Source organism: Corallococcus terminator (assembly GCF_003611635.1).
In the GTDB taxonomy this organism is placed as follows: domain Bacteria; phylum Myxococcota; class Myxococcia; order Myxococcales; family Myxococcaceae; genus Corallococcus; species Corallococcus terminator.
The window spans coordinates 1-8,071 of record NZ_RAVZ01000394.1 but is presented as its reverse complement, the minus strand read 5'-3'; the positions used below and the strand labels follow the sequence as shown (position 1 = coordinate 8,071).

At 71.4% G+C, this 8,071-nt stretch carries 7 protein-coding genes and 1 pseudogene; 2 read left to right on the top strand and 6 right to left on the bottom strand.

Annotation, left to right across the window (positions count from 1 at the left end; genetic code table 11):
• From D7V88_RS44820 to D7V88_RS35810, 6 genes are all read right to left on the bottom strand, one after another.
• Positions 1 to 1,195 (bottom strand): methyl-accepting chemotaxis protein (locus D7V88_RS44820; RefSeq protein WP_120545090.1); only part of this gene is annotated, 1,195 nt, incomplete at its 3' end.
• Positions 1,195 to 1,791 carry a thioredoxin domain-containing protein gene (locus D7V88_RS35830; RefSeq protein ID WP_120545089.1) on the bottom strand — a complete coding sequence of 199 codons (597 nt, stop codon included), beginning with the start codon at positions 1,789 to 1,791 and terminating at the stop codon, positions 1,195 to 1,197. The genes D7V88_RS35830 and D7V88_RS44820, both read right to left, overlap by 1 nt.
• Before the next feature lie 262 nt (positions 1,792 to 2,053).
• Positions 2,054 to 3,160 carry a class I SAM-dependent methyltransferase gene (locus D7V88_RS35825; RefSeq protein ID WP_120545088.1) on the bottom strand — a complete coding sequence of 369 codons (1,107 nt, stop codon included), beginning with the start codon at positions 3,158 to 3,160 and terminating at the stop codon, positions 2,054 to 2,056.
• Between the two features lies 1 nt (position 3,161).
• The gene (locus D7V88_RS35820) at positions 3,162 to 5,042 is read right to left on the bottom strand and encodes a glycosyltransferase family protein (RefSeq protein ID WP_120545087.1); all 1,881 of its coding nucleotides are present in this window, start codon (positions 5,040 to 5,042) and stop codon (positions 3,162 to 3,164) included.
• Positions 5,039 to 5,791 carry a PIG-L deacetylase family protein gene (locus D7V88_RS35815; RefSeq protein ID WP_158625235.1) on the bottom strand — a complete coding sequence of 251 codons (753 nt, stop codon included), beginning with the start codon at positions 5,789 to 5,791 and terminating at the stop codon, positions 5,039 to 5,041. The genes D7V88_RS35820 and D7V88_RS35815 overlap by 4 nt, the downstream gene beginning before the upstream one ends.
• Positions 5,784 to 6,785, bottom strand: coding sequence for a hypothetical protein (locus D7V88_RS35810; RefSeq protein WP_158625234.1), 1,002 nt, complete (start codon positions 6,783 to 6,785; stop codon positions 5,784 to 5,786). Before D7V88_RS35810 ends, D7V88_RS35815 begins: the two co-directional genes overlap by 8 nt.
• 328 nt (positions 6,786 to 7,113) lie before the next feature.
• Between D7V88_RS35810 and D7V88_RS43295 the strand changes: the two genes are divergently transcribed.
• Positions 7,114 to 7,518: a PEGA domain-containing protein gene (locus D7V88_RS43295; RefSeq protein ID WP_158625233.1), complete on the top strand. Its 405-nt coding sequence runs from the start codon at positions 7,114 to 7,116 to the stop codon at positions 7,516 to 7,518.
• A gap of 53 nt (positions 7,519 to 7,571) precedes the next feature.
• Positions 7,572 to 8,071 (top strand): annotated as a pseudogene (locus tag D7V88_RS35800) (hypothetical protein); the annotation flags it as partial.

Here is an 8,071-nt window from a genome sequence, read left to right as displayed (position 1 = left end):
CCACCACCCCCTGGATGCGCGAGCGCGTGTCCTCCAGCACCGTGCGCACCTGCTGCGTGGCCGCCACCGACTGCGAGGAGAGGTGGCGAATCTCACGCGCCACCACCGCGAAGCCCCGGCCCACATCGCCCACCCGCGCCGCCTCGATGGCCGCGTTGATGGCCAGCACGTTGGACTGGTCCGCCAGGTCCTGCACCGTCCGGGTGATGCCGCCAATCTTCTCCGTGTACGCCGCGAGCCCCTGGATGCGCTCGGAGATGTCCCCCACCTGCGCGCGGATCTCCGCCAGCCCCTCCACGCTCCGGCCGATGGCGTCCTCCACCGCCGCGCCCACGTCCCCGGCCTCCTCCGTCGAGCGCAGCACCCGGGCCGCCTGCTCGGAGGCGACAAGCGAAGTCTGGCGGATCTGCTCCGCCGTCACCTGCGTCTCGTTCAACGCCCGGGCCTGACGGGCCAGGTCCTCGCGCTGCTGCTTCGTGGACTCGGACAGCGTCCGCATGGAGTCGCGCAGCGCGTCCGCGGAGCCCACCAGCGGCCGGACGACCCGCTCCTCCACCGCGTGCTGGGACAACTCCAACTGCGCCTCCCGCACCGCGGAGGCCCTCAGGTCCCGCTGGCCCTGCACGCAGGAGACGATGAGGAAGACGTCCTCGAACACCACCCAGGCCGCGTGCTCCATCCAGCGCCAGGACTCCTTCGCGTGCGCCCCGAAGATGGACTCCGGCCAGAACGCACCGCGCAGGAAGTGGTCCGCCGCCACCACGCCGCTGAACGTGATCAGCACCCGCCAGTCCCGGTAGATGGCCAGGAGCGCCAGCGAGCCGAAGATGTGGAAGTGCGTCTCGATGCGGCCCCCCATCAGGTGGATGAGCAGCCCGGACATCAACGCCTGCCCCACCGCGATGACGTGCCGCGTGGACGCAAGGCCGGAGCGCGTCAGCGCGAGCACCACCGGCAGCCCGCCGAAGAGCAGGCCCATCCCCACCGCCGCCCAGACATGGAAGTGGACCGCGCTCTCCAGCCCGGCCCACGCCCGGGGCGACAGGAGCAGCGCCGCCGCGAGCCCACCCACCCACTGCAACACCATCAGGACGATGAAGGTCCGGTCGGTGCGCTGGCTCAATGACAGACACCGTGCTTCGAAGAGCTGCCGCGCCCGCACGGCCACGTCGGCGTCGGACAGGTGGAGTGTCATCACAGGGTCTCGTCGGCAGGACGCAGGGGTGTTTCCAGGGCACAGCCAAAGACAGGCGCCGCGGGACTTTCCGGCGCTCCGGCATCCACGAGCGCCCGGATGGCGAGGTTGCCCTCGCTGTCCCCCTCGTGGCCTCGCGCGGGGGTGATGCCCCCGCTGAAGCGCTCCTCACCCTCCGGCGAGAACAGCACCACCTGACCGGACGTCCGGGCGCCCGCTTCGCGCGCCGCCTGCCCGTCCACGTCCGCCACCACCTCCACGCCGGGCAACGCCTGGGCGCGCGTCCACAACTCCGAGCGCACGAAGTCCGCGGGCGCTTCGCTCGGAGCCCAGATGAACACGCGCGTGGCGAGCCGACCGCCCGCGTGGGCCGTGAGCTTCTCAAGCTCCGTGAGCGTCGCGCGCGAACAGGGACACTGGGGATGGAGGAAGACGAGCAGCGACCACGCTCCGGGGCCGCGCACGGGCGCGAGCGATTCCGGCAGGTGGGAGGGCGGCGTGGCGGCAGGGCCGGCCTCGCTCGCGTGCGACCACATCAGCCCCGAGCCCAACGCCGATGCGAGGAGCCACAGCGCCACGAACCACGGCAGGGCCACACGACGGAGCGCGTGAGGATGTTTCAGACCCTCATCACGCGATACCCGGGCCGGGGTATCCAGGGGGCCATGGGAAACGACCGGGGTGGCCATGCCCGCTCATGCTGGAGAGTTCCCGTATCGTTGGCAATACGATCTCAAGCAGGCAAGCCCTGCCATGGGAGACAGGGAAAAAGCTCACTTTTGAGAAAATCACAAGCCTTGAGAAAACCGCCTGCCTTCTTCCCAGAGAGCCTGGGCGTATGCCTTTGAATTCCTGTTATCACCGTTTCCAGAGCCGGATTTCGGTGCCTGCTCGTCGCACCAGCAACGGACTCCAGACGCCGTCCACGGGCTCGATGCGGCTGGCAAGTGTCTCGGAGGTGACAACCTTCCAGCCGCGCCCGGCGAGCGCCGCGTGCACCTTCGCGCCAAAGCCCCCTCCGTAGGAGGTGAGCAGGTGGGAGGCATGCACGCGGTCCAGGAGGTCCGCGCACGCATCGTCGGACAGGTAGTAGAGGACTTCTGCGAGCAACACGAGGTCGGCCTCCAGCGCCACGTCCTCCGCGGACGCCTCCACGACGCGCACGCGCGCATGGCCTCCCAGCCGTTCCCGCAGGCGGGCGGCGAAGCGGGGCTCGGACTCCACGGCCTGGACGCTCGCGTGGGGAAAGAGCGACAGCAGGTGTTCGGTCATCATTCCCTCGCAGGCCCCCACGTCCACCACGCGCCGGGGCGGAGGCGACGCGTGGCACAGCGACTCCAGCACCTTCGCGGTCAGCGCGAAGCGTTTCCCTTCGTAGCTGGAGCCGGCGAAGCCCCACGGGTCCGCGAGCTCGGAGAAGATCTCCGGCTTGGTGAGGGACAGGGCGCGCACCATGTCCGTGGAGCGGACCTCGGTGAAGGCCTCGATGCCGGGGCCGTCTCGCAGCGGATCCGTGCAGGCGCTGCCCTGGGCCCCGTCCGGGCGTTCCCGGTACAGCGTGTTGAGCAGGCTGAGCTTGCGCTGGAAGGCCGCGTCGTCCAGCACCGTGCACACCGTGGGGCGCGCGCCCGTGGAGGGCACCCACAGCCGTTCGAAGACGCGGCTGACGAGCACGGCCACCTCGCGGTGCAGCGGCGCCTCCTCCTGGGGGCTGTGGGTGAAGACCCGGGCATCGCCCTGCTCACGCTGCTCGCGGCACCAGGGGCCTATCTCCGACGGGGACAGGAGCAGGTGCGTGGTGCGTGCGCCCAGGGCCCTGCCCACCGCCTCCAGCTCCCGACCGGCGCCGCCATCCTCCGTCACCACCGCGAGGTCCGCGCCCTCGGCGACGGTGCTGAACAGTCGGACCACGTCCTCGGGGTGGGCCACCACGATGAGCGTCGCGGCCTTCTGGGTCTCCGGCATGTCAGGCACTCCAGTCGGATCCCGCCGCTGCGCGGACCGGGAATCGGATGAGGGGAAGCAATTGCTCGCGGATGATGGGCTCCCAGCGCATCCGCTCGGCCAGGGCTCGGCCCGTCTCCATCAGCAGACGTGTTTCGTTCCCATCGCGCGGGAGGCGGCACAGCACCGCTTCCGCCACGCGGCGCGCGGTGCGCAATTCCTGCTCCCGCAGCACGCCCGCGGGCAGGGCCTTCCACGTCTCCACCGAATGCGCGAGCCCCGCCTCCCGGGCATCCGTCACGGGGTCCGAGACGACGAGGTTCGGGTGCGCGGACTCCGACAGGCCCAGGGCCTCACACTGCTCGCGCAGGGTGCGCCGGGCACCGCTGGCCCCGGAGATGACGCAGACGGCGCCACAGCCCAGCGCTTCCAGTTGTGCCAGCCCGTAGGACTCGTACAGGGACTGGCCCAACGACACATCCGTGGCGCGGTGCAGGTCGTCCCGCGTGAAGCCCAGTCCCGCGGGCCAGGAGGGTTGGTTCACCAGCGCGATGTGCACCCCCGTGGCCTTCGCGTTGAATGCCTCCACCCGCGCCTTCACGTGGCGCAGGTTGTCGGACGGCTCCTGCTCGTTCCACTCGGTCACCATCACGAGCAGCGCGGGCTGTCGCTCCGCCGGCAGCACTTGCGCCAGGTGCTCGCAGACGTCCACGTCGCGCCAGAGCCCCTTGCAGACCTCGTCCCGGGAGATGTGCGTGAGCAGCAGGCGGAAGTCCTGGCCCCACTGCTTGCGTGCATGGCGCAGCACCCGGACGCGCGCGGCCTCCTTCGCGGCCTCCTTCGTTTCAATCACGCGCTGCCCGTGGGGCACCACCGTCACGGGCTGGAGCGAATAGCGCGCATCGAGGAAGCGCAGCTCGTCCGCGACGGAGGCACTCACCGCGCCCACGCGTTCACACAGATGTCCGTTGCGGAGGATCTGGAAGTTGGGCCAGGTGCCCACCGGATACACCTTGTCCAACGTCCGGCCCTGCTCCAGCCCCAGGCGCTGCACGTTGTAGAAGCGCGCATCGGACGCGCCCTGCCCCGCCTCGCCGTACTCCACGAGCACCCGGGGCGTGCGCACCTCGCCCGCGTAGTAGACGGTGCGGCACCATGACTGTCCGTCGAGCAGCGCCTTGTACGCGAGCGGCAACGACAGGTGCTCCTGCGCGAGGATGACGGCCCCCGCGCCGTCCTGGGAGCGCAGCCGCGCCACCGCGTCGAAGACGGGCTCCGCGAGGGCAATCGCCAGCATCGCGTCGTGGTCCAGGGGCGGCGCATCCAGGAGCCCGTGGTGCACCGCGCTCCGGAACAGGCGGTTGAGCCACGGCGCCGCGCCCAGCCTCGTGCCGAACACGCCGCGCCACACGCGCGAGAGCGCACGCCACGGCGCCGGGCGTCCACCCCGACAGTCGAACGGCAGGTCCACCCCGAGCAGCGTGCGCAGCCGCTGAAGGAACAGCGGCAGCGTGCCCAGCCGCACCCGGTAGCCCCGGAGCACGTCGGTGAGGTCCACCAGCAGCACCTCCACCGGCCCGCCCGGAGCCTCCCGCCTGCCGTAGACGAACGACACGTCGTGCCGCGCCTCCACCGGCTGGAAGACCCGCGTCCACGCCTCCGGGTTGTGGCGGCGCAGGCCGCTGTAGAGCACCTCGCCGTGGGCCTCCAGGTCGCGCGCGAGCGATTCCTCCGGCGCATAGCTGCCCAGGCCGCACGGGCGCACCGTGGGGCTCACCAGCAGCGTGCGGGCGAAGGACTCCCGGTATCCGGGCGCCGCCAGCAGGTGCTCCAGCACCACGCCCATGCCGCCCAGCGTGCGCGTGGCTTCGTAGGAGAGGTGCACCAGCAGCTCGCCGTTCATGGAGCGTCGCCCCACGCTCGCGGGCCCACCGTCCAGACGCGCTCACACAGCTTGCGGCCCGTGCCCAGCCGCCTCGCGTGCGCCTCCACCGCGGGCAGCGTCGCGGCTTCGAGCTGGCTTGCGTAGAAGGACAGCCCGCGCAGCTTCGCGGGCCACAGCGCCGTCAGGTCCAGACACCGGGGCGAAAGCCCCAGCGCCCACGCGTAGTCGATGATTTCATCGTCCGGGTGGTGCGCGGAGTACGGCAGGTCCTCGTAGTAGACGAGCGTCCCCCGGTCCCCGCGCAGGGCCCGCACCGCGTCGCGCACCAGCAGGTGGTCCACGTGGCTGGAGATGCCCAGCGGCACGTAGCAGACGGCGTCGTCGGAGACATGGGCCAGCACCTCCCCCAGCGCCTCCCGGACGCGCACGGACAGCGCCGCCGTGGCCTCCTCCGACTCCGCCGGGCCTCCCGGGGGCGAGCGCAGGCTGGTGTCCCGGAAGCCCAGGTGCACCAGGTCCGCGCCATGCGCGCGCGCGAACCTCCGGTCCTCGCCCATCCGCAGGGAGGTCACCGCCAGCGCCCGCGTCGGATCCACCGGGAGCACGAACTCCCAGCAGCTCTGCGAGAAGACGGTGACGAGCGTGGGGACGATGCCCCGGGGCACGCCCAGCAGGCTCGCGTACGCCCCCAGCGCCACGTCGTCCGGATGCGGCGAGAAGAACACGTGCTCCGGGCCCCCTTCGTCGCGCTGCGCGTGCTCAGCCACGGGGACCTCCGAGGCGCGTCGGCGCGGGCCAGTCTTCCAGCGGCAGGTCGTGCAGATCCCCCTCGGGCGTCACGAAGCCGAGCACGACGACGCGCTCGCCGTCGTTGACCACCGTGTGACGGAACGCGCGCACCGGCGCCTCCAGCTCCCGCGTCAGCCCTTCGGAGAACCGACCGGAGGTGACGAGCCAGTGTCCGGCGTCGTTGGGCATCAGCCGGGGCACATCCCCGTCCAGCCACACGAGCCCCGGCCTCGACTCCCCCAGGTTGAAGGTGAAGAAGCTCTTGTCCGCGTGCGGCTCCGACGCGTGCGCCATCACCTCCCGCCGCCTCCGGGCGACGCTGGGCGCGTGGTACTTCACGAACCGCACCGCCCCTTCCGTGCGGCGGCGGAACAGACGCGTGAGCCCCCCGGCGCGCAGGCCGTAGCCCAGCTCCAGCGCCTCCAGCAGCACGCTGCCCACCGCGTGACAGGCGAGGTACGCGTCCTCCGACGCCCCCAGCAGCTCCCGCACCGGATCCGGCACGACGCGCCGACGGAAGCTGCTCCATGTCACGGGCTTGGCCATGAAGGCCTCGATGGCCTGCCGCACCACCGTGGACTCCGGGTACCACGTGGAGTTGTAGCCCGTCTGGAACACCGTCTCCGCCGGCATCAACGCGTGGAGGTACGGGTGCGCCAGGAGCGCGTGCTGGTACGTGGCCTCGTAGTGTTCGAACTGGCCGTCCAGATCGTGACGCGACAGCAGCGACTCGGGTCGCTCCAGGTAGAAGAAGCCGCGCTCGGACAGGTGCTCCACCAGCGTCCGGGCGAAGGCGTCCCGGCGCCGGGCAGAGCCCGACAGGAAGTCCTCCAGCCGCAGCGGCTGGATGTCCGTGAAGCGGGGTGTCTGGCTCCGGATGAGACCATCGCGCCCGGGGGCGAACGGCCTGCGGTGGGGGGAAGACGACGAAGTCCGGGGCGCGGTGTCGGGCAGTGGAGGTCGGGTCGTCATGGGCCGGGTTCGGGCTGGATTGCGTCGCAGATTACGGGCGCCGTCTGACATGCCTGGATCAGGATGGACCCCCTCCTGGCTTCAATTCCTCTCAATTCCTGTCACCTCCCAGGTCACCCCGCACGCACGCGCCGTCATGCGTGCCGGCACGCGGTGGGCGGCGGTTCGTCCACCGGGGGACATCCGCGTTTCCCACAGGGAAGACGACCTGGGCCGGTGGGTCGGGAAGACGCCTCCCCGGTTTGCGCTGTGCGGGCGGGAACAGCGTCCGCGACGTGGGGGCCGGTGCCTTGACGGAGGCCCCCGCGCTCGCGCTCCAATCCCTGACATGCCCCCGCACACGTCACGTCTGTTCATCGCGCTCCTGATGGCCGGGACCTGCTCCTGTGCGCGCCTCCCCGGCTACCCCCTGGCCCACGCCCAGGCCCAGCCGCTGCCGCTGCCGCTGCTGCGAATGGAGGTGGTGCTCCCGTCCGCGCCCCTGACCCGCGCGGTGCGGGTGGAGCGTGCGCGGGCGACGGGGCTGAAGTTCGACGTGATGCCGGAGAGCGCCCGCGTGTTCGTGGACGGCCGGGCGGTGGGGTTCGCCCGGCAGTTGGAATCGCTCGTCACCCTGGCGCCGGGCGTCCATCAGGTGAGCGTCCAGGCGGAGGGACATTCCACCTGGCGGGCCGAGGTGATGGTGGGCGACCGGCCGGAGCCCATCCAGGTGACGTTGAGCGCATCACCGTGAGGGGTCGCCGGACGGGACGTGGCGCAGCGCCATTCGCAGGAAGGGGGAGCGCAGTGAAGCTGCCAGTCAGGAAGGGCCGGCTGTTCCGGCTGCCGTTCGCGGATGCACCGGAGTCGCGCGCGCGGCTGTGGAAGAGCATGTCGGAGCACGGCCTGTTCGTGCCCGCGGATGCGCCGCAGCCCCTGGGGACGGAGTTCCCGCTCCAGGTCGCCTTCCAGGGCGCGGGGCCGGTCGTCTCCGGGCGCGTGCGCGTGATGGAGCATGGGGTGTCCGGCTGGGTGCGCGGCTACTTCGTCAAGTTCGTCGCGTTGGACGAAGGAAGCCTTCCGCTGCCGGTGAGCCCTCGCGACGAGAGCCCGCCCCCCCTGCCCGTGGTGGCTCCCGTCGACGCGCCCGAAGCCTCACCGTCGGGGAGCGCGGACTCCTGGCGGGAGGAGCCGACGCCGGTGGGCATCCGGCCCCGCTCGACGGTGGAGGGGGCTCCGGCCCTGCATGACTATTCGAACGTGGAGCTGCTGCACGCACGCGACCCGGAGGCGTGGCAGGGCGGGCT

What these genes read in the sequence shown, in the direction of transcription:
- D7V88_RS35825 (WP_120545088.1), bottom strand. Translation starts at nt 3,160, where the DNA reads ATGCCGGAGACCCAGAAGGCCGCGACGCTCATCGTGGTGGCCCACCCC.
- D7V88_RS35820 (WP_120545087.1), bottom strand. Translation starts at nt 5,042, where the DNA reads ATGAACGGCGAGCTGCTGGTGCACCTCTCCTACGAAGCCACGCGCACG.
- D7V88_RS35810 (WP_158625234.1), bottom strand. Translation starts at nt 6,785, where the DNA reads ATGACGACCCGACCTCCACTGCCCGACACCGCGCCCCGGACTTCGTCG.
- D7V88_RS43295 (WP_158625233.1), top strand. Translation starts at nt 7,114, where the DNA reads ATGCCCCCGCACACGTCACGTCTGTTCATCGCGCTCCTGATGGCCGGG.